Origin of the sequence: Synechococcus sp. M16.1 (assembly GCF_014279895.1) — a bacterium.
Taxonomy (GTDB): domain Bacteria; phylum Cyanobacteriota; class Cyanobacteriia; order PCC-6307; family Cyanobiaceae; genus Parasynechococcus.
Genome location: NZ_CP047954.1, coordinates 938,620 through 961,862, shown reverse-complemented (window position 1 = coordinate 961,862; position 23,243 = coordinate 938,620). Strand labels below are relative to the sequence as shown.

The 23,243-nt window shown below is 61.7% G+C and carries 31 protein-coding genes and 1 pseudogene; 16 read left to right on the top strand and 16 right to left on the bottom strand.

Annotated features, from left to right (window positions below; genetic code table 11):
• Positions 1–24: 24 nt before the first annotated feature.
• Complete coding sequence (locus tag SynM161_RS05475) at positions 25–1,614, top strand: YcjF family protein (protein WP_186542231.1); 1,590 nt, start codon at positions 25–27, stop codon at positions 1,612–1,614.
• 121 nt (positions 1,615–1,735) lie between these two features.
• Here the strand turns inward: SynM161_RS05475 and SynM161_RS05470 are convergent, their stop codons facing one another.
• Positions 1,736–3,145: an aminotransferase class V-fold PLP-dependent enzyme gene (locus SynM161_RS05470; RefSeq protein ID WP_186542230.1), complete on the bottom strand. Its 1,410-nt coding sequence runs from the start codon at positions 3,143–3,145 to the stop codon at positions 1,736–1,738.
• 40 nt (positions 3,146–3,185) lie between these two features.
• Between SynM161_RS05470 and SynM161_RS05465 the strand changes: the two genes are divergently transcribed.
• Positions 3,186–3,689, top strand: coding sequence for a nucleoside deaminase (locus tag SynM161_RS05465; protein WP_186542229.1), 504 nt, complete (start codon positions 3,186–3,188; stop codon positions 3,687–3,689).
• Here the strand turns inward: SynM161_RS05465 and SynM161_RS05460 are convergent.
• Positions 3,661–4,857, bottom strand: a complete 1,197-nt coding sequence (locus SynM161_RS05460; RefSeq protein ID WP_186542228.1) for an alanine--glyoxylate aminotransferase family protein — start codon at positions 4,855–4,857, stop codon at positions 3,661–3,663. The two genes, SynM161_RS05465 and SynM161_RS05460, sit on opposite strands and share 29 nt — an antisense overlap.
• Before the next feature lie 95 nt (positions 4,858–4,952).
• Positions 4,953–5,477: an allophycocyanin subunit beta gene (locus tag SynM161_RS05455; RefSeq protein WP_186542227.1), complete on the bottom strand. Its 525-nt coding sequence runs from the start codon at positions 5,475–5,477 to the stop codon at positions 4,953–4,955.
• Between the two features lie 207 nt (positions 5,478–5,684).
• Here SynM161_RS05455 and glnA point away from each other — a divergent pair, with 207 nt between their 5' ends.
• The 3 genes from glnA (at position 5,685) to SynM161_RS05440 (ending at position 8,683) form a co-directional block, all read left to right on the top strand.
• Positions 5,685–7,106, top strand: a complete 1,422-nt coding sequence (gene glnA, locus SynM161_RS05450; RefSeq protein WP_114989052.1) for a type I glutamate--ammonia ligase — start codon at positions 5,685–5,687, stop codon at positions 7,104–7,106.
• A gap of 114 nt (positions 7,107–7,220) precedes the next feature.
• On the top strand, positions 7,221–8,294 hold the full coding sequence (locus SynM161_RS05445; protein ID WP_186542226.1) for a class I SAM-dependent methyltransferase: 1,074 nt from the start codon (positions 7,221–7,223) through the stop codon (positions 8,292–8,294).
• Between the two features lie 74 nt (positions 8,295–8,368).
• A complete protein-coding gene (locus SynM161_RS05440) occupies positions 8,369–8,683 on the top strand; it encodes a copper-binding protein (protein WP_186542225.1) in 315 nt (104 codons plus the stop codon).
• Positions 8,684–8,696: 13 nt separating this feature from the next.
• Here SynM161_RS05440 and SynM161_RS12045 read toward each other — a convergent pair whose 3' ends face one another.
• Positions 8,697–8,900: a hypothetical protein gene (locus tag SynM161_RS12045; RefSeq protein WP_255441959.1), complete on the bottom strand. Its 204-nt coding sequence runs from the start codon at positions 8,898–8,900 to the stop codon at positions 8,697–8,699.
• 115 nt (positions 8,901–9,015) lie between these two features.
• Here SynM161_RS12045 and SynM161_RS05430 point away from each other — a divergent pair, with 115 nt between their 5' ends.
• Positions 9,016–9,270, top strand: a complete 255-nt coding sequence (locus SynM161_RS05430; RefSeq protein WP_114989049.1) for a DUF6439 family protein — start codon at positions 9,016–9,018, stop codon at positions 9,268–9,270.
• Here SynM161_RS05430 and SynM161_RS05425 read toward each other — a convergent pair.
• Positions 9,230–9,493, bottom strand: a pseudogene (locus tag SynM161_RS05425) (ATP-binding protein); the annotation flags it as partial. The gene SynM161_RS05430 and the pseudogene SynM161_RS05425 overlap by 41 nt on opposite strands.
• Positions 9,494–9,549: 56 nt before the next feature.
• Positions 9,550–10,269, bottom strand: a complete 720-nt coding sequence (locus SynM161_RS05420) for a GUN4 domain-containing protein (protein WP_186542224.1) — start codon at positions 10,267–10,269, stop codon at positions 9,550–9,552.
• Between the two features lie 40 nt (positions 10,270–10,309).
• Between SynM161_RS05420 and mnmH the strand changes: the two genes are divergently transcribed.
• Genes mnmH through SynM161_RS05400 form a run of 4 tightly spaced genes read left to right on the top strand, consistent with a single transcriptional unit; the run spans position 10,310 to position 13,829 of the window.
• Complete coding sequence (gene mnmH, locus SynM161_RS05415) at positions 10,310–11,353, top strand: tRNA 2-selenouridine(34) synthase MnmH (protein WP_186542536.1); 1,044 nt, start codon at positions 10,310–10,312, stop codon at positions 11,351–11,353.
• A 30-nt stretch (positions 11,354–11,383) separates the two neighbouring features.
• Positions 11,384–11,767: a photosystem II reaction center protein Psb28 gene (psb28, locus tag SynM161_RS05410; protein WP_025362320.1), complete on the top strand. Its 384-nt coding sequence runs from the start codon at positions 11,384–11,386 to the stop codon at positions 11,765–11,767.
• The gene (locus tag SynM161_RS05405; RefSeq protein ID WP_186542223.1) at positions 11,764–12,843 is read left to right on the top strand and encodes an AI-2E family transporter; all 1,080 of its coding nucleotides are present in this window, start codon (positions 11,764–11,766) and stop codon (positions 12,841–12,843) included. The genes psb28 and SynM161_RS05405 overlap by 4 nt, the downstream gene beginning before the upstream one ends.
• Positions 12,840–13,829: an AI-2E family transporter gene (locus SynM161_RS05400; protein WP_186542222.1), complete on the top strand. Its 990-nt coding sequence runs from the start codon at positions 12,840–12,842 to the stop codon at positions 13,827–13,829. The genes SynM161_RS05405 and SynM161_RS05400 overlap by 4 nt, the downstream gene beginning before the upstream one ends.
• 149 nt (positions 13,830–13,978) lie before the next feature.
• Here SynM161_RS05400 and SynM161_RS05395 read toward each other — a convergent pair whose 3' ends face one another.
• Positions 13,979–14,158: a hypothetical protein gene (locus tag SynM161_RS05395; protein ID WP_115132528.1), complete on the bottom strand. Its 180-nt coding sequence runs from the start codon at positions 14,156–14,158 to the stop codon at positions 13,979–13,981.
• A gap of 129 nt (positions 14,159–14,287) precedes the next feature.
• On the opposite strand from SynM161_RS05395, the gene SynM161_RS05390 reads away from it, so the two are divergent.
• Positions 14,288–14,509: a hypothetical protein gene (locus SynM161_RS05390; protein WP_006850715.1), complete on the top strand. Its 222-nt coding sequence runs from the start codon at positions 14,288–14,290 to the stop codon at positions 14,507–14,509.
• On the opposite strand, the gene SynM161_RS05385 is transcribed toward SynM161_RS05390, so the two are convergent.
• The 8 genes from SynM161_RS05385 to SynM161_RS05350 all read right to left on the bottom strand — a co-directional run bounded on the left by SynM161_RS05385 (position 14,506) and on the right by SynM161_RS05350 (position 20,814).
• Entirely contained in the window at positions 14,506–14,658 is a 153-nt protein-coding gene (locus SynM161_RS05385; RefSeq protein WP_370593124.1) for a hypothetical protein, read from the bottom strand. The two genes, SynM161_RS05390 and SynM161_RS05385, sit on opposite strands and share 4 nt — an antisense overlap.
• A 61-nt stretch (positions 14,659–14,719) precedes the next feature.
• Positions 14,720–15,709, bottom strand: coding sequence for a protein translocase subunit SecF (gene secF, locus SynM161_RS05380; RefSeq protein WP_186542220.1), 990 nt, complete (start codon positions 15,707–15,709; stop codon positions 14,720–14,722).
• Between the two features lie 3 nt (positions 15,710–15,712).
• A complete protein-coding gene (gene secD / locus SynM161_RS05375; RefSeq protein ID WP_186542219.1) occupies positions 15,713–17,194 on the bottom strand; it encodes a protein translocase subunit SecD in 1,482 nt (493 codons plus the stop codon).
• 5 nt (positions 17,195–17,199) lie between these two features.
• Positions 17,200–18,183 carry a pyruvate dehydrogenase complex E1 component subunit beta gene (locus SynM161_RS05370; protein WP_186542218.1) on the bottom strand — a complete coding sequence of 328 codons (984 nt, stop codon included), beginning with the start codon at positions 18,181–18,183 and terminating at the stop codon, positions 17,200–17,202.
• 182 nt (positions 18,184–18,365) lie between these two features.
• Positions 18,366–18,683 carry a DUF3082 domain-containing protein gene (locus tag SynM161_RS05365; RefSeq protein ID WP_186542217.1) on the bottom strand — a complete coding sequence of 106 codons (318 nt, stop codon included), beginning with the start codon at positions 18,681–18,683 and terminating at the stop codon, positions 18,366–18,368.
• Positions 18,680–19,603: a 4-(cytidine 5'-diphospho)-2-C-methyl-D-erythritol kinase gene (ispE, locus tag SynM161_RS05360; protein ID WP_186542216.1), complete on the bottom strand. Its 924-nt coding sequence runs from the start codon at positions 19,601–19,603 to the stop codon at positions 18,680–18,682. Before ispE ends, SynM161_RS05365 begins: the two co-directional genes overlap by 4 nt.
• A 9-nt stretch (positions 19,604–19,612) precedes the next feature.
• Complete coding sequence (gene rsmA / locus SynM161_RS05355; protein ID WP_115132523.1) at positions 19,613–20,437, bottom strand: 16S rRNA (adenine(1518)-N(6)/adenine(1519)-N(6))-dimethyltransferase RsmA; 825 nt, start codon at positions 20,435–20,437, stop codon at positions 19,613–19,615.
• A gap of 14 nt (positions 20,438–20,451) precedes the next feature.
• Complete coding sequence (locus SynM161_RS05350) at positions 20,452–20,814, bottom strand: YraN family protein (RefSeq protein WP_186542215.1); 363 nt, start codon at positions 20,812–20,814, stop codon at positions 20,452–20,454.
• 138 nt (positions 20,815–20,952) lie between these two features.
• Here SynM161_RS05350 and SynM161_RS05345 point away from each other — a divergent pair, with 138 nt between their 5' ends.
• The 5 genes from SynM161_RS05345 to SynM161_RS12035 are packed head-to-tail and all read left to right on the top strand — an operon-like array spanning position 20,953 to position 22,877.
• A complete protein-coding gene (locus SynM161_RS05345) occupies positions 20,953–21,378 on the top strand; it encodes a pentapeptide repeat-containing protein (RefSeq protein ID WP_370593122.1) in 426 nt (141 codons plus the stop codon).
• A gap of 3 nt (positions 21,379–21,381) precedes the next feature.
• Positions 21,382–21,810, top strand: a complete 429-nt coding sequence (locus SynM161_RS05340) for a hypothetical protein (protein ID WP_186542214.1) — start codon at positions 21,382–21,384, stop codon at positions 21,808–21,810.
• Positions 21,807–22,241, top strand: a complete 435-nt coding sequence (locus SynM161_RS05335; RefSeq protein ID WP_115082171.1) for a 23S rRNA (pseudouridine(1915)-N(3))-methyltransferase RlmH — start codon at positions 21,807–21,809, stop codon at positions 22,239–22,241. Before SynM161_RS05340 ends, SynM161_RS05335 begins: the two co-directional genes overlap by 4 nt.
• Before the next feature lie 9 nt (positions 22,242–22,250).
• The gene (locus SynM161_RS12040; protein ID WP_255441957.1) at positions 22,251–22,571 is read left to right on the top strand and encodes a hypothetical protein; all 321 of its coding nucleotides are present in this window, start codon (positions 22,251–22,253) and stop codon (positions 22,569–22,571) included.
• A 36-nt stretch (positions 22,572–22,607) separates the two neighbouring features.
• Positions 22,608–22,877, top strand: coding sequence for a 2OG-Fe(II) oxygenase (locus SynM161_RS12035; RefSeq protein ID WP_255441956.1), 270 nt, complete (start codon positions 22,608–22,610; stop codon positions 22,875–22,877).
• On the opposite strand, the gene SynM161_RS05325 is transcribed toward SynM161_RS12035, so the two are convergent.
• Positions 22,846–23,235 (bottom strand): hypothetical protein, encoded by a 390-nt coding sequence (locus SynM161_RS05325; protein ID WP_244276240.1) that lies wholly within the window; start codon positions 23,233–23,235, stop codon positions 22,846–22,848. The two genes, SynM161_RS12035 and SynM161_RS05325, sit on opposite strands and share 32 nt — an antisense overlap.
• Positions 23,236–23,243 lie beyond the last annotated feature (8 nt).

The window sequence follows — 23,243 nt, the reverse complement described above, 5'->3', positions numbered from 1 at the left end:
CCCTGAGGCTGGTGTGACGCAGGCATGAAACGCCAAACCCGGTTGCTGATCGGTCTCGCCGTTGCCTTTGTGGCACTCGTGCTGATCGGCGCTGCCGTTCAGACCATCCGCAGCCTGCTGTGGGATCTGAGTTACTTCCTGCCTCCCTGGTTGCTCACGCCGGTGCTGCTGCTGGGGTTCGCGCTGCTGGCCACCCTGGCGGTGCAGGTGGGTTGGCCGATGTGGAAACGCCTGAAATCACGCCCAAGCCAACACCCACGCCAAGCCACCCCGGCTCCACAGAACCGGCGGGATGCCGCGACCACCAGCCTCGGCCATGTGGATCGTCTGATCGAACGCATTCAGGACGACATCAGTCGCCGCAGCCTTCAGAACGAACGCGACCGGGTCGCCGAGGAACTTAAGCGAGGCGATCTGGTGGTTGTGGTGTTCGGCACTGGATCCAGTGGCAAGACATCGCTGATCCGTGCCCTGCTCAATGAAATGGTCGGCGATGTAGGAGCGCCCATGGGCGTGACCAAAACCAGCCGCGCCTACCGGCTGCGTTTGAAAGGCCTGGAGCGTGGTCTTCAGCTCGTGGACACCCCAGGAATCCTGGAAGCCGGAGACGAAGGACTCAGCCGGGAGGAAACAGCCCGTCGTCGGGCGGTTCGTGCCGATCTGTTGATCGTGGTGGTGGACGGGGACCTCAGAGCCTCTGAATACGCCGTCGTGACCTCGCTCGCCGGGCTCGGCAAGCGGCTGCTCCTGGTGCTGAACAAGCGGGATTTACGCGGAGTTGACGAGGAGAAAAGGCTCCTGCAGGTGCTTCGCTCCCGTTGCCAGGGACAGCTCAACGCTGCTGATGTGGTGGCCTGCAGCGCCTCTCCTCAATCGATTCCCCAACCCGGCCGTCGCCCGCTGCAGCCGCTGCCTGACGTCAGCGATCTGCTGCAGCGCCTCGCCGTTGTGCTGCACGCCGAGGGGGAGGAATTGATTGCCGACAACATCCTTCTGCAGTGCCGATCCCTCGACAGTCGCGGGCGTGACCTCTTGAACGACCAGCGGTCTCGGGAAGCCAAACGCTGCATTGACCGCTACAGCTGGATGGGAGCGGGGATTGTCGCTGCCAATCCGCTGCCAGGGGTGGATCTGTTGAGCACCGCAGCGGTGAATGCCCAGATGATCCTGGAGATGGCCAAGATCTATGGGGTCGAGATGTCCCGTGAGCGCGCCAAGGATCTGGCCCTGTCCCTTGGACAGACCCTGGGCAAGTTGGGCATCGTCAAGGGGGCCATGAGCTTGCTGGGCACCAGCCTGAGCCTGAGCTTGCCCACTCTGGTGCTGGGGCAGGTGCTCCAGGGGGTGGTGACCGCATGGCTCACCCGAATCGCCGGAAGCAGTTTCATGCGCTACTTCGAACAGGACCAGGACTGGGGTGACGGTGGCATGCAGACCGTGGTTCAACAGGCCTTTGAGCTCAACCGACGGGAACTCTCACTGCAACGCTTTCTGGCCAGTGCCATGCGGCAAGTGGTTGAACCCCTTCAGCAGTCGGCGGCGGGACGTCTTCCCCCCCGGCCAGGGCCTCAGCAGGAGGGGGAAGCATCGGCCCCCGGGCATCCAGAACGGTGATCAGAAGCAGATAGAGCACACCAATCGCCACGGAGATCGCCCCGGTGACGATGGCAACCCAGCGTGAACCCTTCTGCTGTTCCGGCATCGGAGCATCTCGAACGATGGCGATTGTGAACGATCAGGCTGGAGCCAGCGATTTATTCAGTCGTCCCGACAGGTCGCTGAGGTGCTGAGCCGTGGTGTGGGGGTTTCCAAAAACCGCCTTAAGGCAGAAACGGTCGCCGTAGAACGGTCGCGACAGCATGTAGCCGTGAGACAGCAGCATTTGCCGGGTGTCTTCACTCCAACGGCCTGCTGCAGCAGCGTCTCCATGTTTGGGATGAAAGGCCAGCAGATGCAGGTCACCCGCCAGCAACGTGAACTTCTCCGGGTCCAATTGGGCTGCGAAGGCGGTTCGCCGTTGCAAAGCTCCGCTGAGCGTTGCTTCGATGCCCGCCTCGCCCAACTGGCGCAGGCCCAGCCAAAGCTTGAGGATCTCTGCAGGTCGGGTGCCCTGCAAGCCGATCTCACCTCCGTGATCCATCCCCCTGGGCGCCTCCATGTAGGGCAATCCTGTTGAAAAGGCCTGACGCAGATGGGTTCGATCCCGAAGCAACAGCAGGGATGACGCCTTGGTGATGCCCAGCAATTTCTGGGGATTCAGCGTGATCGAATCGGCAGATTCCATGCCATCCATCAGAGAGGCATGGCGGGCCGTGAGGGCGAACACACCGCCGATGGCCGCATCAACGTGCAACCAGACCCCAGCATCACGGCAGAGGGTTGCCAGATCCGAGAGAGGATCAATTGCTCCACGCACCGTGGTGCCGGCCGTGGCCACCACCGCCAGACAAGGCCGACCCGCCGCTTGCAGAGCTCTCAAACGCTTGGCAAAAGCCTCGAGACAAAGGCCACCATCCGCGGCGACGGGAAGCGTCTGAAGGGCATCATCCGCCAGCCCCATCACCTTTGCCGCCTTGTTGATCGAGACGTGAGCGTCTTGGCTGCATAGCAGCACAGGATCCCGATGGCTGGCCTTCAACGCCGCCCGTGCGGCCACCAGGGCCATGAGATTGCTCAGGGTCCCGCCGCTGGCCAGTACCCCTCCGGAACCGGCGGGCAGGCCAATCCTGTGGCAGAACCAGCGGCAGAGGTCATGTTCCAGGCCGGTCAGACCAGGCGAAAGCTCCTCGGCCAGGAGGTTGTTGTTGAGACCTGCACAGACCAATTCCGCCGCAATCGACGCAGTAAGCGGTGGCGGATCGAGATGGGCGAGAGCACCGGGATGGGACGGCTGATACGCCCCATCCATCACCTGCTGAAGATCACTGAGCAGCGATTCAACGCTGGCCCCATCAAGCCCTGGTGCCACGTCAGGCAAGGGCCGCATGACGGGGACCGGGCTTGATCGATCAGCGGAGCCGATCCAACGGCAGAGCAGATCCGAACTGCGATGCAGGAAGTTCCTCAGCACCGGGTCTTCGGCCGAGGGGATGGCGAACGGAGCAAGCCGATCCGGTGGGTGCTGAGACTCGGAACAGGCTTGCAACGGAGACCCGTGAACTGCACCGATCTTCGCGTCTCGTGGGATGGTGCTCAAAGGACAACGTGGAACAGCAGTGGATCAGCGGGATGAGTTCACTCGCTGGATGGATGTTCTGCTCCAGCGCGCGGAGGAGGCTGGAGCGGAAGGAGAAGTTCCGGTGGCCGCAGTGATCCTGGATGGACAGGGCCGGGCCATCGGCCATGGGCGGAACCGGCGCCAGAACGACAGGGATCCCCTCGGGCATGCCGAACTGGTGGCCTTGCAACAGGCAGCGATCGTTCAGGACGACTGGAGATTCAACAGCTGCACCCTGATCGTCACCCTCGAACCCTGCCCCATGTGTGCGGGGGCCTTGGTGCAGGCCCGCATGGGAACCGTGATTTTTGCGGCATCAGATCCCAAGCGCGGTGGCCTGGGGGGAAGCCTTGACCTCTCCACCCATGCCAGTGCCCATCACCACATGAACGTGATTCAGGGCGTGTGCGAACCCGAGGCGAGGGAGCAGCTGGAACGCTGGTTCAGGCGGCGGCGGCGACGGAACCGCTGAAGCGAGGCAGCTCTGTCTCAAACAGGTTGAGCAGACGGTTCACGTTTTCAGGGGTGGAGTTGTAGCCCATCAGGCCGATACGCCAGATTTTGCCGGCCAGGCTGCCGAGTCCACCACCAACTTCAATGCCGTGGTTGTTAAGCAGGTGCTGACTGAAGGCCTTGCCATCCACACCTTCAGGGATGCGAACTGTGGTGAGGGTGGGCAGTCGGCGCTCGGCCGGCACATGCATCGAAAGGCCGAGACTTTCCAGCCCGTTCCAGAGCATCTCCGCATTGCTGCGATGGCGTGCCCAGGCCTGGTCGAGACCTTCTTCAGCCAGGAGACGCAGGGCCTCACGCATGCCGAAGTTCATGTTGACCGGCGCGGTGTGGTGGTAGACGCGGTCGCTGCCCCAGTACTGGTTCAACAAGGAGACGTCGAGATACCAGTTGGGCACCTTGCCCTGACGGGCTGTCATCTTGGCCTCGGCACGGGGGCCCATGGTGAAGGGTCCGAGACCGGGAGGGCAGCTCAGGCCCTTCTGGCTGCAGCTGTAGGCGAGATCGACTTTCCACTCATCGATGTAGAGCGGAACGCCCCCCAGAGAGGTGACTGTGTCTAGCAGCAGAAGGCAATCATGCTTCCGGCAGAGGTCGCCGATGCCCTCCATGGGTTGGCAGACACCCGTTGAGGTTTCGGCATGGACCATCGCCAGGATGGCGGGCTTGTGCTCAATCAGGGCAGCTTCCAGCTCATCGAGGGAAAACCACTCACCCCAGGGCTTTTCAATGGTCTTCACCTCAGCGCGATAGCGGCCGGCCATGTCAGCCAGTCGCAGGCCGAAATATCCCTTCACCGCCACCAGAACGGTGTCTCCAGGCTCGACGGTGTTGGCGATGGTTGCCTCCATGGCAGCACTGCCGGTGCCGCTCATCGGAAGCGTGAGGCGGTTATCCGTTTGCCAGGCGTAACGCAGCAGTTCCTGCACTTCGCCCATCAGATCCACATAAAGAGGATCAAGGTGACCAATCGGGGTTCGCGACAGAGCCTTCAGAACTGTTGGATGGGCGTTGGAGGGGCCTGGTCCAAGCAGGAGGCGGTCGGGTGTGCCGATCGGTGCAAAGGCTTTGCGGTGACGATCGTCAACAGAGAGGAGTGAGTTCGTCGTCGCCAAAGCCCTGTTCATTGGTTCGAGTGTTGAGCCTACGCAGTCACGCCCCTTGGAAGGGGTGAGGGAGGCTTGATTGCAATCTGTTCGGATTTTGCGTTGAGCGTGCTGGATCAGCGCTGGCGCACATTGGTTTCACCCAGGCCCTTGGCCAGGTGATCAAACGGCTGAAGAACGGTGGCGAGCTGATCGGATGCAGCACCGTTGGCCAAAAGCATCTCGGAAACAACCTCTCCCAACAGAACGATGCTGCGGACCGTTGGGCCGGTGGGAACGCCGAGACTCTTGTAGGTGTCGTCGAGTCCGTTCAGCACACGCTCATTGAGGATCGTGGAGTCGCCTGCCACCAGGGCGTAGCTGGCGTAACGCAGGAAATAGTCCATATCCCGCAGGCAGGCGGCGAGCCGACGGGTGGTGTAGGCGTTGCCGCCAGGCAGCAACAGATCGGGTTCATCCCGGAACAGGCGCTGGCTGGCCTCACGCACAATCTCGGCCGAGGATCCGTTGATCAGCTCTACGGCCTGAATCCGCAGCGCGGATTCATCCAGATACAAATTGATGCTGTCGATCGCCGGGCGGTCGAAATAGCGACCCAGCTGGTCGTAACGACCGATCAGACCGCTGATTGCATCGCGCATGTCCCTGAATCTCCAGAGGATCCCCCAGCGGAAGCTAACACCGTTGAGGCGGGCAGATCCTTTGGCGTGCCTGCATTTCAGCCAAGTTGACAGAAACGGTTACGCAGTCGCCTTCCAGCTGCTGAAACGTACCCCTTGATACAAAATGGTGTCTTGTGGCTATATACGGTCACATCACTGCACAATTCAGTCGAGCAGTCCCTTCTTATGTCGAAATCCCCCCAGGACGTCCTGCGCCAGATCAAGGACGAAGGCATCGAACTGATCGACCTCAAATTCACCGATCTGCACGGCAAGTGGCAGCACCTGACGGTGTGCACCGATCTGCTGGAGGAAGAATCCTTCACTGAGGGCCTGGCTTTTGACGGCTCATCCATCCGCGGCTGGAAAGGCATCCAGGCCTCCGACATGGCCATGGTGCCGGACGCCAACACGGCCTGGGTGGACCCCTTCTACCGGCACAAAACCCTGAGCATGATCTGCTCGATTCAGGAGCCACGCACCGGCCAGCCCTACGAGCGCTGCCCCCGTGCCCTGGCCCAGCGGGCACTGAATCATCTAGCCAGCACCGGCCTGGCCGACATGGCCTTCTTCGGTCCTGAGCCGGAGTTCTTCCTCTTCGACGACGTCCGCTACAACTCGGCTGAAGGGGGCTCCTTCTACAGCGTCGACACGATCGAAGCGGGCTGGAACACTGGACGGATCGAAGAAGGCGGCAACCTCGCCTACAAGATTCAGGAGAAGGAGGGCTACTTCCCTGTCGCTCCCAACGACACCGCTCAGGACATCCGCTCCGAGATGCTCCTGCTGATGGGTCAGCTGGGCATTCCCACCGAGAAGCACCACCACGAGGTAGCAGGCGCGGGTCAGCACGAACTCGGCATGAAATTTGCTGAGCTGATCCAGGCCGCCGACAACGTGATGACGTACAAGTACGTCGTGCGCAACGTGGCCAAGAAGTACGGCAAGACGGCCACCTTCATGCCCAAGCCGGTCTTCAACGACAACGGCTCCGGCATGCACGTGCACCAGAGCCTCTGGAAAGGCGGTCAGCCCCTGTTCTTCGGCGAAGGCACCTACGCCAACCTCTCGCAGACGGCACGCTGGTACATCGGTGGCATCCTCAAGCACGCCCCCGCCTTCCTGGCCTTCACCAACCCCACCACCAACAGCTACAAGCGTCTGGTGCCCGGTTTCGAAGCCCCGGTGAACCTCGTCTACTCCGAGGGCAACCGCTCCGCCGCCGTGCGGATCCCGCTCACCGGCCCGAGCCCGAAGGCCAAGCGCCTCGAGTTCCGCTCCGGCGATGCCCTCGCCAACCCCTATCTGGCCTTCAGCGCCATGATGATGGCTGGTCTGGACGGCATCAAGAACCAGATCGATCCCGGCGATGGCGAAGATCGCGACCTGTTCGAACTTCCGGCTGAAGAGCTCTCGAAGATCGCCACGGTCCCCGCATCCCTCAACGGTGCCCTGGAAGCGTTGAATGCCGATCGCGGCTTCCTCACCGCCGGAGGTGTGTTCAGCGACGACTTCATCGACAACTGGATCGACCTGAAGTACGAGGAGGTGCAACAGCTGCGCCAGCGGCCTCACCCCCACGAATTCACCATGTACTACGACGCTTGATCAGCGCCCGTGCATCCCACGACCCGCCTCCAAGGAGGCGGGTTTTTTTGTGGACTGCTGGCCACGCGATTGTGCGCCTCATTCGTTGGAATGGTCCCGTTGTCTGAATCCGCGATGGCGTCAACGCCCCTGAGCAAGCTTGCGTACCAAACGCTTCAGCAAGGCAAAAGCATCGCGGGCCTGGCCCACAAGGAGCTGAGCACCAAGCTGATGGAGCTGTTGGCACCGGATGCAGTGCCGAAAACGGAGCCCGTGTCCGCCGAAGTTCTTGGAGAGCTGCAGCTGGATATGAAGAAACTCCAGGAACAGGACTGGCAGGACGCCGAACAGGGGATCTACCCCGAGCAGTTGTTGTTTGATGCACCCTGGCTCGACTGGGTCAGCCGCTACCCGCAGGTTTGGATGGATCTTCCCTCCACCTGGGATCGACGCCGCGAGCGCAATGTGCGGGATCTCCCCAAGGAAACCGAAAAAGCGCTCTACCCCGAGTACTACCTCCAGAATTTTCACCATCAAACCGACGGCTACCTGAGTGACCATTCGGCTGGTCTTTACGACCTGCAGGTGGAAATCCTTTTCAATGGCACCGCCGATGCCATGCGACGCAGGGTTTTGGCTCCCCTGAAACGCGGCTTGAAGCACTTCGAAGACCGTGCTCCGGGTTCCCTCAAGATTCTCGATGTGGCTACCGGCACCGGCCGGACCCTGCAGCAGATCCGCGCCGCCGTTCCCCACGCGCAACTGATCGGAACCGATCTCTCCGAGTCGTACCTGCGTCAAGCCAACCGCTGGCTGAATGACGGCGATGCATCGCTGGTTCAGCTGATCCGTGCCAACGGGGAATCACTGCCCTTGGCTGATGAATCGGTTCAGGCCGTCACCAGTGTGTTCCTGCTGCACGAACTTCCGGCGGACGCCCGCCAGAACGTGCTCAACGAGGCCTGGCGGGTGCTTGAACCCGGTGGTGTGTTCGTACTTGCCGACTCTGTGCAGATGGCCGATTCAGCCAAGTTCGCCTCCGTGATGGAGAACTTCCGGCGCGTCTTCCATGAGCCCTACTACCGCGACTACATCGGCGACGACATCGACGCCCGCCTCTCAGCTGCAGGGTTCGAAGGCATCACCGCGGAAACCCACTTCATGACGCGGGTCTGGTCGGCACGCAAACCCATCGCAGAGGCCAGCTGAGGGGATTCCCTGACAGCGTCCCTTGCACGAACGGCTGCGAGCCATAGGGTGTGCTGAATCCCGAAGGGAACGTCATGAGCAATCCCTTCCGGCTGCGTTGGCTTGAGGGCTGGACATTCCAGGTGGTGCTGATGGAAGGCCATGTGCAGGTCGAAGCCCATGGGTTCGGCATCTGCCTGCGCACGGCCGTGATGCCTGGGGAAAGTCCTCAGGCTGCAGCCGATCGTTTGGTGTTGTCTGAAGATCGCCGCAGGCGAGCCCTGCACAATGCCTGGCTGCGCGGTCAGGACATGGCACAGCCCGCGGGGGTTACACCCACGAAGGAATCAGCACCGGCCTCGAATTCGATGGTGGTGGTTGGCCAAGCCCATCGCCAACGGGTGGCCTGATCTTCTGATGCGTTCAAAGCTGCGCCAGCAGCCAGGCCAAGGCAAAGCCTGCTCCACCGAAGCGTAAGGATCTCCAGAAGCGCTCTCCAGACACTGGGGAGAAGGCCCAGCCCACAGGCCGTTGCGTGATCAGATTCGCAGCAAGTTTGCGGCGCTGCAGCCATCGCCGCGCCGCAACACCCGACCGGACATGGGCCTGACATTGCCCTTGCAACACCAGCCGTGAGGCATGGTGCAACCAACGCAGTTCACGAACGCGTCGTTGGCCTTTGCGCTGTTCAACGCCATTGCACCCAAGAAAACCGAAACTAGATCGATCTGATGATTCAGGGATGACTTCACCTGACGCCCCATGGCCCGACTCCGCTACAGCCAAGGCGGAAGAACTGCACCAGTTGCTCCGCATCGGCGATCGCGACTGGCATCAGCTGAAGAGCAACCGACAGCGGCGTGGAGCTGAGTTACTGGCTGCAGCGATGGTGCAACTGCTCCGCCAAGGGGACAGCGCCGACGTGGAGAACCTGACCCAACAGGCACTGGGGTGGTTCAAAGGAGAGCTGAAGGATCCGGGCTGTCCGCGTCACTGACGGGCCGACGGCAGGCCAGCTGCAGGCGATTCCCCCGGCGGCTCCAGCGCACATCATCAAAACATTGATGGATCAGGAACAACCCACGCCCGCTGGGAGCATCGAGAGCCGGCGGCAGGGTGGCTGTGCGGGACTGTTGTGGGAGACCGCAACCCTCATCCTGAACCTGCCAGACCATCCAGTTGGGCGTGAGTATGCGGCGAACACGGAACCTCTTGGACGGCACAGTGGGGCCCGTTGACGTCGGTGTTTCGAACTTACCGTTGATGGGAAGCCCCGTCAGGATCTGCGGGCCACAAGTGCCGGATGATTCAAGAGGGAATCCATCAGGCGAACGCCACGGAGCTGATTGATCAACGGCATGTGCCCTTCTGGAGCCTCGATCGACCAGGTGAAGGCACCGGGATAACGCGTCCAGACGCCATCACATTTCCAGCCAATCCGGGGCCAAAGGCGTTCGTAACGCCCATCGAGGGCTGACAGCAACTGGGACTGGGCTGTGAAGCCGAAACGACCTTGGGAATAGACCGTCCAGAGGCGATCAAGACTGACCAGATCAACGCCTGACATCGGCGCAACTTCTGTGAAATAGACGTAGCCCCGTTTCACGGCGGCATCACCGGCCAATTCACGCAGGCACTGGCTGGTGACGCGATCCGCCTCTTCAAAGTTCTGATCGAGCAGCTCCTGCTGCAGCGGTCCGTAATCCAGGCCAACCCCGGAATCAGTGGTCAACCAGCCTCGATCGGACGACGGGATGAGAGTGGTGACTGCATCGGGATGGTGGCGCTGCAACACCTGCAAGATCCAACCTGCAGCCCAGTCATCACCGGCGGGGTCAAAGCCAGAAAGAAGGTCTGGGCCCACCGCAGCCAACTCGTCGGCGCGGGTTTCGATCTGCTTGATCAGCGGACGTCGCTGGCGAGGTGTTCCCTTCGCGAAACGATCCAGCAGCTGATCAACGCTGAGTTTTGTGGCGGGTGTGGAACCGGAGAGCATGAGTCGCAACCGGCCCCAACTGGCTCGGTGTTGGCCCACTATGTCAGGCATGGGCGAGACATGTTCAATCGAAATCCAACAGCTGCGCGAGCTGAAGGGACCTTTGGTGGACGTTCGGAGCCCCGGCGAATTTGCGAAAGGGCACTGGCCCGGGGCCACCAACGTTCCGCTTTTCAACGATGAGGAACGTGCCGCGGTGGGCACCGCCTACAAGCAGCAGGGACGCACACCAGCAATTTACCTGGGGCTTGAACTCACCGGCCCCAAGCTCAGCAGCCTGGCGCGCCAATTGGAGAGCCTGCGTCAGCAGGGGGAACCACGGATCTACTGCTGGCGGGGCGGAATGCGCTCGGCCAGTGTGGCCTGGCTTGCCCAGCAGATTGATCTCAAGCCAAGGCTCCTTCAGGGGGGCTACAAGAGCTATCGGCGCTGGGCCCAAAGCCGCTTTGAGCAGATCTGGCCCCTTCGCGTGATGGGAGGCCGAACGGGAACAGGGAAAACCGATCTGCTGTTGGCCATGGCCGCGCGCGGTGCAGCCGTGGTTGATCTGGAAGGGCTGGCCAACCACCGCGGCAGCAGTTTCGGCGGTCTGGGTCTGCCGGATCAACCCAGCACCGAGCACTACGAAAACCAATTGGCTGAGGCCCTGGATCAACACCAACGCCATGGGGCCACAGCCATCTGGTTGGAAGCGGAAAGCATCCAGGTGGGCCGCTGCCGCATTCCCAAGGCCCTTTTCGATCAGATGCAAGAGGCCCCTGTGCTGGAGATTCAGCGCGACCTCGGGGAACGGGTGAACCAATTGGTGCAGGTGTACGGCCACCAAGGGGGAGCCGCCCTGGCTGAGGCGACCGAACGGATCAGCCGTCGCCTGGGGCCCCAGCGCACCAAGGAAGCCCTCGAGGCGATTGCCAGGGAAGACTGGGCCACCGCCTGCCGCGCAACGCTCGATTACTACGACCGCTGTTACGACCATGAACTGGCGCGATCGCCCAAACGCGACACGATCGATCTCTCAGGGCTCAGCGCTGATCAAGCCGCCGAGACCTTGATCGACGGCGGGTTTGTTGAAATCCCCGATTAGGATCGCCCCCATCGACGGTTCGAGAACGGCATGAGCAAAGCGGCGATTCAGTTCTTTCGGGGAGTCAACGAGCCGGTGGTGCCCGACATCCGTCTGACCCGCAGCCGCGACGGCCGCACCGGTCAAGCCACCTTCCGTTTCGAGCAGCCTGCTGCGATTGCTCCCGAAACCATGGGTGACATCACCGGAATGTGGATGGTGGATGAAGAAGGCGAAATGGTCACCCGCGAAGTGAATGGCAAATTCGTGAACGGCACCGCCAGTGCCCTTGAAGCCGTTTACTCGTGGAAGTCCGAACAGGACTTCGAGCGTTTCATGCGCTTCGCCCAGCGCTACGCCGATGCCAATGGCTTGGGTTATTCACAAAGCCAGGATTCCAATCAGACTGAAGGGGCCGACGACCAACAAGCTTGAGACTGCCCCAGTGGCTGTTATTGACAGCCTTCATTGCAGCCATCGTCCTGCTGTGGTCGCTGCGTGAGCTGCTGCTGCTGATCTTCGCAGCAGTGGTTCTGGCCATGGCTCTGTGCACCTTGGTGGGCATTCTTCGCGAGCGGCGGCCGATGCAAAGGCCCCTGGCCCTGTTGCTCTGCATCGTTGGGTTGTTGTTGTTGGTCGCCGGTGCGGCTGGTGTTGTTGTCCCCCCGTTTCTCGAGGAATTCGCACTGCTGTTGCAGAAGCTGCCCGAAGCGGGTCAGACCCTGGTGCGGCTGGGACTCGGTTGGATCGACAGCATCAGTGAGGCCATTTATGGGGCCGATGCATTCCCCGATCTGGATCAACTGGGCCTGAACGGTCCACGCCAACTTGTGCCCGACAGTTCATCCCTCGCCGCTGGTGTAGGCAGTGGCTTGCTGGGTCTGCTTGGTTTGGCAGGCAACCTCGGCAACGGCGTCCTGCGGCTGTTGTTCGTGGTGGCGGTGGCTCTGATGATCAGCATTCAGCCCCAGGCCTATCGGAATGTTGGCCTGCAGTTGATTCCCTCCTTCTATCGACGCCGGGGGCGTCGCATCCTGGATCAGTGCGGTGCTGCCTTGAGCAGCTGGATGGTGGGTGTGCTGATCAGCTCCCTGGCCGTGTTTGTGCTTTGCAGCATTGCCTTAACGCTGTTGGGCGTGAAGCTCGTTCTGGCCAATGCACTTCTTGCAGGGCTGTTGAACGTGATCCCCAATGTGGGGCCAACCATGAGCACGATCTTCCCGATGGCGGTGGCTCTGTTGGATGCCCCCTGGAAGGCCGCTGCGGTGCTGGGTGCCTACGTGGTGATCCAGAACATCGAGAGTTACGTGATCACACCATCGGTGATGCACCACCAGGTGAAGCTGCTGCCCGGATTGACTCTGGCGGCTCAGTTCCTGTTCACACTCCTGTTTGGCCCCCTCGGCCTGCTGATGGCGCTGCCTTTGGCGGTGGTGCTGCAGGTGATCATCCGTGAAGTGGTGATCCACGATGTGTTGGATCGCTGGAAACGCCTGGAGCCGGTTCGATGACCGCCGGCACGTTTCTCATTGCGCTCACCTTGGTGGTGCTGGTGCTGTTGCTCTGGCACCTGCGTTGGGTGCTGCTGGTGCTTTTTGGCGCCGTGGTGGTGGCCGTAGCCCTGGATGTGCTGCTTGTTCAGGTTCAGAAGCGAACCCCACTGGAGCGCCCCCAGGCCCTGGCGGCCGTGCTGGGGATTTTGATCTTGGCCGGGGGGCTGCTGGGGCAACTGCTGGTGCCGGAACTGATCAGCCAGTTTCAACAACTGGGACGGGATCTGCCGCAGTTGGTCAGCAAGGTGTCCGACCTGCTGAGCAGTGAGCCGCGCCTGGCGCAGCTGAATGACGCTTTGGGGGAGGGCCTCAATCTGAAAGGACTTCAGCCGTTGCTGGGGTTCGCAGGAGGTGCAGCGAACTCGCTCATTCAACTGTTCTTGATGGTGCTGCTCGCGATCCTGCTGGCCTTGGATCCAAGCGCCCACAGGCGCATGGTGGTGGCCATGACGCCCCGACCCGCCCGGGAGCGGATGGAGCACCTGATCGACGAGTGCAGGCAAGCGTTGGGGGGTTGGCTCAGTGGCATGACCCTCTCCGCCACCACCGTTTTTCTGCTCACCTGGGGCGGCCTGTTGCTGCTGAAATCGCCCCTGGCCCTGTTGAGCGCACTGGTGTGTGGGCTGCTCACGTTCGTGCCGACCATCGGGCCCACGGCGGCAACGCTGCTGCCCACGGGATTGGCCCTGCTGCAGTCGCCGCAATTGATGCTGTCGGTTCTGGTTTTTCGGCTGGTGCTGCAGAACCTGGAGGCCTTTCTGCTCACACCACTGCTGCTGCGCAAAACCGTGAATCTGCTGCCAACGGTGGCCTTAACGGCTCAGCTCTGCCTTGGTGCTCTACTCGGGCTTCCGGGCGTGCTGCTGGCCCTTCCTTTGGTGGTGGTGCTTCAGGTGCTGATGCAGCGCGTGGTGGTGCAGCAGATCATGGACCGCTGGGCCTGACAATGCCCTCGAAAGATGTAACCCACGGAACGTCCTGTAGCAGGGGTCACATCTGAGACCCGCACTGTGTGAGTATTTTTGCGGAGTCGTGAGAACGACGCGTCGAGCCTTGGGACTCTTGGGAGAGGGTCCCATTTTTTTCGACCGCATCAGAGCAGGTGACGTTTCTTTTTTTCGCTCGAATCACGCTCCCGCTCAACCGCCTGCCAATAGGCCGCAGAGACCGCCACCTCTTGACCACGCTCAATCTTGTTCAAGCGCGTCTTCAGAGCTTCCACCTCAGCACGCAAGCCGAAGACCACCTCGCTGAGACCAGGATTCAACTCCATGGAACCTGAGCAACCAAAGGTGTAGTAGCTCAGGCTTCCCAAGAACTGACGTTCATTGCGATACAGAAAAAGCCACCTCCACGCCCTTCAATCCAATAGTGTGTCCAAGAGATCTTGAGACGAACAGGCTTGGACGTCATCTTCAATTTCTCCCGTTACGAGGAACTGAGGCAGGCCGTGATGCAGCTGGTTCGCGAGAATCTTGACCCCGATTTGCTGCAAGAGGAAGCCCACGATCTGTTCGAATCGTGGTGGGCCTCAACCCACAGCCAGGGGCAGTGGAACGCCGAGGTGAAACAACGCACCTGGGATTCGATCTGGCGGGAATTCGGCAACGGCCCCAAGCGTTAACCGAAACGACGCCAGAGAGAGCCGGAACCCAGCAAGACCACCACAGCAAGCTGATGATGCCGAATGGCATAACCAAGCCCTGTGATCGTGAACTGATCACTGAGCAGCAGAACTTCGGTGCGCAGATCAGCTAGAGCCAGCAGGATCAACAGTATTGGAAACCAACGGGCCGAAACAGCACGGCGTCTCAGCTCTGAATTACCGCTGGATTTAGTCACGGGAGCGGTCCCACAGCGTGAGCAACGAGGGCGCCAGGGCGATGCTCGACCAGGAACCAACAACAACCCCGAGGGCGAGGGCGATGGCAAACCAATACAGCGTTGCTCCACCGAAAAACACGAGCGCCAAGAGAGGCAGCAGGGTGGTTCCGCTGGTGTAGAGCGTGCGGGTCAGGGTGGCGGACACCGCTTGATCCACCTGCACTGAAAGCGGCAGGTCGGCAGCATCCTTGCTGCGTTCACGGATGCGATCAAAGACCACCACCGTGTCGTTGACCGAATAACCAGCAATGGTCAGCAATGAAACCGCAAAGAGGCTGTCCACCTCCAGCTGGAGCACAACCCCGAGCCAGGCAAAAACTCCACAGACGATCGCCACGTCATGGGCCAGCGCCACCAGAGCGAGAAACGCGTAGCGGCGGTCGTAGCGGAAGCTGATGTAGGCCGCAATACCGCTGAAGGCCACCAACAGAGAAATCAGACTGCTGCGCAGCAATTGTTTGCCCAGGCTTGGCCCGATCGTGTCGACCGATTGACCACCGGAGAGGAATGGCCCTGCAACGGGTTCAACCGCCTGAATCACCGCTTGGCCCTGGGCAGCCGACAAGGTTGGCAGGCGCAGCAACAACGACTGACCGCCATCCAGAAGCTGAACCCGGGGAGCGCCCAGGTTGGGGAGAGGTTGACCCTCCTCCTGGGGCAGCTCCAGGCTGCGGATCACATCCGAAACCTGAATCGCCTTGAGCTCGGCACAGGCGTCATCACAGCGACGCTCCAGTTGAATCTGCGTGCCACCGGTGAAATCCAGGCCGGGACGGAGGGGAGCACGAATCGCAGGATCCAACCAGCTGAGCACCAGGCCCAACAGGCTGATCAGAACCACCAGAACAGAAACGAGCCACACCTTGCGGCGCATGCTGCTGAGGGACCAGCGCAATCTGAGGACCGTGGCCGCTTGTGCCGATGACGATGCTTCAGTCATGGTTCAGGCGGTGGCAGAAGGAAGTTGCCCGGTGGGCAGAAAATTGCTGGCACGACGCAGACCGGCGTAGCCCATCAGGAAACGAAGCAGGGTGCGGGTGCAGGTCAGGGCCGTGAACAAACTCAGCAGAACACCAATGCCCAGGGTCGCGGCAAAGCCCTTGACCAGGCCGGTTCCAAGGAAGAAGAGAGCTGCACAACTGATCAGCGTGGTCAGGTGACCATCGACGATCGATGAAAAGGCCTCGGAGAAGCCTGTATCGATCGAGCGGATCAAGGTGTTGCCCCGCCGCAATTCGTCCTTGATCCGTTCAAAGATCAGCACATTGGCATCCACGGCCATGCCGATCGAGAGGATGAAACCAGCGATTCCCGGCAGGGTGAGGGTGACCGGAATCAAGGCGTACACCGCCAGGTTGAACAGGGCATAGAGGCTGAGGGCCATCACAGCCACCGCCCCTGGCAGGCGATAGGCCACCACCATGAACACCGCCACCAGAGCCAGGCCCGAGAGGGCGGCCACCAGGCTGCGGCGAATGTTCTCTGCTCCGAGCGTGGGCCCGATGGTGCGGACCTCGATCACTTCAACGGGGAGGGGCAGGGAGCCGCCGCGGAGCTTCACCTCGAGCTCACGGGCCGTTTCCGCACTGAAATTGCCACTGATGGTGGCTGCACCACCAGAGATTCCAGCACTTTTGAACTGGGGGCCAACGCTGGCGGCACTGATCAGCTGATCATCCAGAGTGATGGCGAGCAACCGGTCGGTACCGGCAATCGATTTGGTGAGGTCAGCGAAGGCCTCAGCACCCTCACCATCGAAATTGAGGGTCACCTCCCAGCTGTTCGGGTTGTTCTGGAGCGGTTGGCGGCCTGCCGTCACCAGCTGCTTGCCCGTCAGGGCTGCCGGCTCAAGCATCGTGAGGAGATCTGCATCAACCTTGTTCAGAAGCTGGCGGAGCTGCTCCTCATCCGAGCTGGCCTGCCCATCCAGACCCAGGGTCTGCTGGGTTGACTTCAGCTGAGCCAGATCCAGAGGCTCCGGGGTCTCACCAAGGCGGATCTGATCTTCACGCAACCTGAGGATCGCTTCCACCTGGGAACGGAGCTGCCTCAGACCTCGGAACTCTGCTTCGGTGTCGGCCTTTTGGGCACGAAACTCCAACAGGGCTGTGTCGCCGAGAACCCGCGCAGCAGCGGTGGGATCCTGCTCACCTGGGAGCTGCAGCACGAGCTGCGACTCACCCACCGTCTGCAGGGTGGACTCAGCCACACCAAGACCGTTAACCCGACGATCGAGCACGGCTTTCACCGCTTCCATCTCTTCGGCACCAACCCGGGTGATTTCTCCGGCTGGCTTCACCTCAACGGTGAGCTGACTGCCGCCCCGCAGATCGAGGCCCAGTTCCAGCGGCGTCCGAACCAAAAACATCCCGGCGGCGATCGCCAGGGCAAGAACAAGGGCAAACCAACCCTGATAACGCGCCATCAACGTCAGATGCCCTTGTTGACCAACGCCTGCGCCGCGTCAACGATCTGATGCGGCTGAATGATCGTGAGGTTCTCGAGAGAACCGTTGTAGGGGGTGGGGATGTCCTGACTGGAAAGACGCACAGGCCGGGCATCCAGATCGTCGAAGCACTGCTCGGTGATCAGAGCAATCAACTCGGCCCCGATGCCGCCGGTCTTCATGCATTCCTCCACCACGATCACCTTGTTGGTCTTGCGGATGGAGCGGCTGATCGTCTCCATGTCGAAGGGCTTGAGGCTAATCAGATCGATAAGCTCAACGCTCACCCCCTCTGCCTCCAGTTGCTCCACAGCCTTGAGACAGTGGTGACGCATCCGGGAGTAGGTGAGGATCGTCACATCGGTGCCTTCTTTCACCAGATCCGCCTGGTCGAGGGCACAGGTGTAGTCGCCTTCGGGGAGCTCCTCGCTGAGGTTGTAGAGCAGAACGTGCTCGAAGAAGAGCACGGGGTTGTTGTCGCGAATCGCGGCCTTCATCAGGCCTTTGGCATTGGTGGGCGTGCTGCAGGCCACGATCTTGATGCCGGGGACGGCATGGAAGTAGGCCTCGAGCCGTTGGCTGTGCTCAGCGCCAAGCTGACGACCCACACCGCCGGGGCCGCGCACCACGGTGGGAATGGTGAAGTTGCCGCCGCTCGTGTAGCGGAGCATCCCCATGTTGTTGGAGATCTGGTTGAAGGCCAGGAGCAGGAAGCCCATGTTCATGCCCTCAACGATCGGCCGCAGACCGGTCATCGCGGCACCAACAGCCATTCCGGTGAAGCCGTTCTCAGCAATCGGGGTGTCGAGCACCCTGAGATCGCCGTATTTCTCCGCCAGATCCTTGGTGACCTTGTAACTGCCGCCGTAGTGACCGACGTCCTCCCCCATCACGCAGACGTGGGGGTCTCTCCCCATCTCCTCGTCGATGGCTTCCCGGAGGGCGTTGAAGAGAAGTGTTCCTGCCACGGCGTCACAGTGATCCCGGCCAATCCGGGTGGTGAGGCCAAGCTATCTCAGTCAGCGCAGGGTCAACCGCCCGCCGCGAAGGTGAACAACAACAAAACGGAAAGCAGCATGGCCGGAGACAGCAGCAACGCCAGCTGGCCGAGGTCGTGGGGCGTCATCCAAACCCTGGCAATGAGCGGACGCTAGGCAGGGTTCTGATCGCGAGCCGTAAAGAGACTGCGAAGAAACACCAGGGTCAGGCCAAGGGCCACAAAAGCCGTGCTGAAGGTGGCCAGGAAGGACAAACCCACCAGAAGGGTCTTCAGGGTGACAGCGATGTTCTGGGCAATCGGCGAGCTGTAGTGCGGGGGATGAACGGCGAAATACACCACCATCCGCCGACTCAGGCCCAGGGCTAGCCAGGCCAACAGCCCGGCCGTCAGCGCTCCGGAAAGAAAACTCAGCGGACCTTTGCGCGGATCCTGTGGTTCGGGGCTCTCTGGTGTGGGGACATCAGTCATGCCTCGATCCTCACGCCATCGCTGCGAAGGGCGCAAGACCAGGCCTTCAGGCCGGCGCGGTCCAGCTGGGGAGTGAGCTGATCCCGCGCCTGGCGGCATGACGCCAGATCGGAAAACAGCGCGAAACAACTGGGTCCAGAACCACTCATGGCCACCGCCAGGCTTTGGGGAATGCTGTTCAACAGATCGAGCGCCGAACGCACCGCAGCTGTTTCAGGAGCAACCACCTCCTGCAGGTCATTGCGCAGGGGAGGTGGCAGCTCGCTGCGCAATGGCTGGAGCCAATCAACGCTGCGCAAGGCTTGCCGGCGTTGTTCAAAAGCCGCCTCGTCAGCGAGGTAGTGGGATTGATTGAGCTCACGGCAACGCTTGTAGGCCCAGGGCGTTGAAACGCTCACCGTGGGGTCTTTGACCAAAAGCACAGCCAGGGGTTGAGGCGTTGGTGGCACAGCTTCCAGTTGTTCGCCTCGCCCGAAACAGAGCTGACATCCTCCGGCCACACAGAAGGGCATGTCTGAACCGAGCTCAGCGGCCATTCGCTCCAGATCTGCGGGGCTGTGGCCCAAGCCCCACAGAGCATTCAGACCAACCAGTGCCGCGGCGCCGTCGCTGGAGCCACCAGCCAGGCCAGCACCGATGGGGATGCGCTTCTCGAGATGAATGGACGCCCCCAATTCACTGAAACCCGAACGGTCCCGCAGCAACTGGGCCGCCCGGAGGATCAGGTTGTCGTCGCCGACGCTGAGGCTGGCGTCATCGCAGGTGAGGCTGAGTTGGGCATCAGCGGTGTTCTGAAAGCTCAGGCGATCCGCCAGTTCGATGCTCTGCATCACCATGGCCAGCTCATGGAAACCGTCCGAGCGCAGCCCCAGGACCTCCAGGTGCAGGTTGACTTTGGCCGGGGCCGTCACCGTGATCATGGTGGTTGTTCAGTCGCCCCGATTCAAACCCCTGGCCAGGGCGACCCAGGTGGCGGGCGCGAGTTCCTGGGGGCGTTGCTGCAGGCTGAAACCCGCGGAGGCCGCCAGCTCCTTCAAGCGATCTGGCTCAGCCACACCCGCCAGGGTGTTGCGCAACATCTTGCGCCGGGCCAGAAACGCCTGCTTCAACAGCGATTCCACCCGAGCGGCCAGAGCCGGCTCCACCCGCTCCGCGGCCGGCAAGGGCTCCAGGCAGATCACTTCCGATTGCACCTTTGGTGGTGGCTGAAAACAGCGCGGCGGCACCGGACACACCGAACGGCACCGGGCCAGCAGCTGCATGCGCACACTCAGGGCACTGAAACTGCTGTGGCCGGGTCGGGCACGAATTCGCTCCGCGACTTCCTTCTGCACCAGCAACACAAGCCGTTGGTAGGGCGGATCCACCGGCCGGTCCAGTCGGCCCACCAACCGCTCCAGCAGTGGGCCAGTGATGTTGTACGGAATGTTGGCCACCACCTTGTCGGCGATGCGGCCATCACTCAATTCCAGTGGGGCTTCGAGAACATCGCCCTGATGGAGGCTGAACCCAGGCTGAGCCTCAAAACGTTCCTGAAGACCATCCACCAGATCGCGGTCGAGCTCAATCGCATGCACCGCCTTCAGTCCCGCGGCCAGCAGACGCTCGGTTAATGCCCCGCGACCGGGCCCCACCTCCAGCACCCGATCGGTGGACTGCAGGTCAGCAGCCTCGATGATTCGTTGCAGCACGGATTCGTCCCGCAACCAGTGCTGACCAAAACGCTTGCGGGCGTGATGTCCAGAGAAACCCATGGGTCAACTGTGCATCAGCACAGCCGCTCCACATCAATCCAGCGAATCGTTCGGCGGGACGTCATCAAGGGAACGAGGGCCAGCTTGACCCGGAGCAGATGCTCAGCGGATGCCGGATGCACAGCTCTCCAGCAACTGATCGCGCGGGCCATGCGGCGCCGTTTGGCGGAATGAAAGGCATCAAGGCCATGGCGGTCCCGATGCCCCGTGCGACGGCCCTTCACCTCCACCACCAGCAGCTGCTGCTGCCGCTCCAGCACCAGATCGAGCTCGCCCCAGCGGCAGTGCCAGTTTCGGTCCAGCAACCGCCATCCCTGCGCTTCCAGCTGCTGCAAGGCCTGCTGCTCCGCCCAGCCACCGCTGCATTGAGACCCCACCGGCTTGAACCCTCACGTCTTGGTTCAAACCATTCCCCCCTGGAACGGTTCTAGGGTTCGGCGGTGATGGTTCCGATCATGGGCAGACGCTTCACGGCCGTACTGATCTCTCTGGTGGTATTCACATGCCAGTGGCTGATGCCGGCTCCGGCCCACGCCGCGATGGATGTGGCCAAACAGGTGTTGATTGGGGCCGACTATTCCAACAAGGACCTGCGGGGGGCCACCTTCAACCTCAGCAACCTGCGCGAAGCCAACCTGTCCGGGTCTGATCTGCGGGGAGCCAGCCTCTACGGCGCCAAGCTGCAGGATGCCGACCTCAGCGGCACCGACCTGCGCGAAGCCACCCTGGACGCCGCTGTGATGACAGGCACCAACCTTGAGGATGCCGTGCTGGAGGGGGCTTTTGCCTTCAACACCCGCTTCAGCGATGTGTTGATCACGGGGGCCGACTTCACCGACGTTCCCATGCGCGGGGACCAACTCAAAAGCCTCTGCGCCGTTGCCGACGGAACGAATTCCGTCACGGGCCGCAGCACCCGTGAAAGCCTCGGTTGCGCCTGAACCATGAGTTTTGATCCCCGCAGCCTCGAGCGCCTGCGTGAGTTAGGGCGTCAACTCCCTGCACGCCTGCCGGAACCGGAGAAGCCTGCGTCAGCTCCCAAAGCCAGCCAGGTGCGCCATCGCGTTGAAACGGAGAAGAACCCCGAGGAGCTCTTCCGGGAACTGATGAAGGCCAGCCAGGACGGCACCGTTCCTGAGCACCTCATGGACCGCCTCAAACAGTTGGAGGCCCAACGCAAACCATCGGCTCAACCATCGCCGTTCAACAACAACGACACCACCCCAGCCCTTGCCGCACCAGCGCGCAGCCAGCCCGGACCGGGAAAAAACACCCAGCCGAAACGGCCGAAGGTGAACCCGGGCAGCGAGGAGGAAAGCCTCTACGTGGCTTTCGGGCAGCTGCTGCTCGAGGATGAGGGAGACGACGTTTGAACCCGGCCCGTTGCCGGATTCTTGCGGTGGGCAAAGTGCGTCGTGGCTGGATTCAGGACGGCATTGACCTCTACCTCAAACGCCTGCCTGGGTTGACCATCAGCGAACTGCGCGACAGCAATCCAGACAAGGAAGCTGATGCCATCAGAGCGGCCCTGCGACCCGACGAAACCCTGATTGCACTGATGGAACAGGGCGACACCTTGGCGTCGGTTCCCTTCGCGCGACGTCTCGAGCAATTCGGCAACCAACGGCTGGCCTTCGTGATCGGTGGGGCCGACGGTCTGACGGCTGAGCTCAAGGCACAGGCCAAATGGCGCCTGAGCCTTTCACCGATGACCTTCCCCCACGAACTGGCGCGGCTGATGCTCGTGGAACAACTGTTCCGAGCCCAGGCGATTGTTCAAGGCAGCCCTTATCACCGTGCCTAGGGTTCGGCGATGGCCGCTGATCTCTCAGCCACGACCATGCTGCAAATCATCGACAACCTTCTGCCCGCCAGCGCCCTTCAGGACCTACGCGACTTGTGTGACATCCACGGGCGACTCAAGGAGGAACACGACGGTGATGCTCAATTCAGCTGGCGACCCGAAACCGGTTCTCCCCGCTCGATTCACGCAGCGGCTCAGCAAGCCGTCGTCGATCACTACCTCGACGAGGCCCTGCTCCCTCTGGCAACACCGTTCGCACCACAGCGGGCCGGAGTCGAGTGGTGGTGCAACACCAACAACGATCTCGACTGGCACATCGACAAGGACTAGCTGGAAGGTCGACGCAGCGGCCGTTTCCTGCTTCCGTTGCTGTCCACTGTGTTCTACCCCCACGTGAGCTGCGCTGGCGGCAAACTGCTGGTGGCCGACAGCCCTCCGATCGAGAACGGATACCAGGGGCCGTTACCCACATTCCGCTCGGTGATCTCGATCCCACCGGTGGTGAACCGTCTGGTGCTGTTCTCCCCAGGCATCCTGCACCGGATCAACCCGTTCGAAGGCGAGCGCTATTCCGTGGCCGTGAACATCTGGGAGCAAGCGCCCCTCACCACAACGGCTGCAGAGCCACCGGCTTGAATTTTTCGATCGAAACCGTCCAGGCCCGCGGGGAGAAAGCCTGCAATGCCGCTTTGAACGCGGCCGTATCCCCCGTGTTCAACCAGTCCGCCTTGAGCCTGGGCACGTCCTCCGGCAGCCGTTCCATCGGCAGCTCAACCAGCAGCAGGCTGTCGGCTCCAGCCGCACGCTGCAGCGCACCCTGATCACTGCGCTGCCACACCCGCAGCAACAGCTCCAGCACCAGTGCATGGCCCAACGCCTCCGGGGCCTCACCCTGCGGAGCCACCTCTTTCTGAGACCGTCCCCCCAGGGGCAGGGCGCGCCGGCCCTGCTGATCGATCAGCGCCATGGCCACGAGGTAAGGGGAGTCAGCCAACACCAGAT

Excerpts from the sequence above, each read along its gene's own strand:
- SynM161_RS05345 (WP_370593122.1), top strand. The coding sequence starts at position 20,953 with ATGCCGGCTCCGGCCCACGCCGCGATGGATGTGGCCAAACAGGTGTTG.
- psb28 (WP_025362320.1), top strand. The coding sequence starts at position 11,384 with ATGAGCAAAGCGGCGATTCAGTTCTTTCGGGGAGTCAACGAGCCGGTG.
- SynM161_RS05440 (WP_186542225.1), top strand. The coding sequence starts at position 8,369 with ATGAGCAATCCCTTCCGGCTGCGTTGGCTTGAGGGCTGGACATTCCAG.
- SynM161_RS05395 (WP_115132528.1), bottom strand. The coding sequence starts at position 14,158 with ATGGAGTTGAATCCTGGTCTCAGCGAGGTGGTCTTCGGCTTGCGTGCT.
- ispE (WP_186542216.1), bottom strand. The coding sequence starts at position 19,603 with ATGATCACGGTGACGGCCCCGGCCAAAGTCAACCTGCACCTGGAGGTC.
- secF (WP_186542220.1), bottom strand. The coding sequence starts at position 15,709 with ATGACTGAAGCATCGTCATCGGCACAAGCGGCCACGGTCCTCAGATTG.
- SynM161_RS05400 (WP_186542222.1), top strand. The coding sequence starts at position 12,840 with ATGACCGCCGGCACGTTTCTCATTGCGCTCACCTTGGTGGTGCTGGTG.
- SynM161_RS05475 (WP_186542231.1), top strand. The coding sequence starts at position 25 with ATGAAACGCCAAACCCGGTTGCTGATCGGTCTCGCCGTTGCCTTTGTG.
- SynM161_RS05460 (WP_186542228.1), bottom strand. The coding sequence starts at position 4,857 with ATGAACAGGGCTTTGGCGACGACGAACTCACTCCTCTCTGTTGACGAT.
- SynM161_RS12040 (WP_255441957.1), top strand. The coding sequence starts at position 22,251 with ATGGCCGCTGATCTCTCAGCCACGACCATGCTGCAAATCATCGACAAC.
- SynM161_RS05420 (WP_186542224.1), bottom strand. The coding sequence starts at position 10,269 with ATGCTCTCCGGTTCCACACCCGCCACAAAACTCAGCGTTGATCAGCTG.
- SynM161_RS05455 (WP_186542227.1), bottom strand. The coding sequence starts at position 5,477 with ATGCGCGATGCAATCAGCGGTCTGATCGGTCGTTACGACCAGCTGGGT.
- mnmH (WP_186542536.1), top strand. The coding sequence starts at position 10,310 with ATGTCAGGCATGGGCGAGACATGTTCAATCGAAATCCAACAGCTGCGC.
- SynM161_RS05365 (WP_186542217.1), bottom strand. The coding sequence starts at position 18,683 with ATGACTGATGTCCCCACACCAGAGAGCCCCGAACCACAGGATCCGCGC.
- glnA (WP_114989052.1), top strand. The coding sequence starts at position 5,685 with ATGTCGAAATCCCCCCAGGACGTCCTGCGCCAGATCAAGGACGAAGGC.
- SynM161_RS05340 (WP_186542214.1), top strand. The coding sequence starts at position 21,382 with ATGAGTTTTGATCCCCGCAGCCTCGAGCGCCTGCGTGAGTTAGGGCGT.
- rsmA (WP_115132523.1), bottom strand. The coding sequence starts at position 20,437 with ATGGGTTTCTCTGGACATCACGCCCGCAAGCGTTTTGGTCAGCACTGG.
- SynM161_RS05465 (WP_186542229.1), top strand. The coding sequence starts at position 3,186 with ATGGTGCTCAAAGGACAACGTGGAACAGCAGTGGATCAGCGGGATGAG.
- secD (WP_186542219.1), bottom strand. The coding sequence starts at position 17,194 with ATGGCGCGTTATCAGGGTTGGTTTGCCCTTGTTCTTGCCCTGGCGATC.
- SynM161_RS05445 (WP_186542226.1), top strand. The coding sequence starts at position 7,221 with ATGGCGTCAACGCCCCTGAGCAAGCTTGCGTACCAAACGCTTCAGCAA.
- SynM161_RS05430 (WP_114989049.1), top strand. The coding sequence starts at position 9,016 with ATGACTTCACCTGACGCCCCATGGCCCGACTCCGCTACAGCCAAGGCG.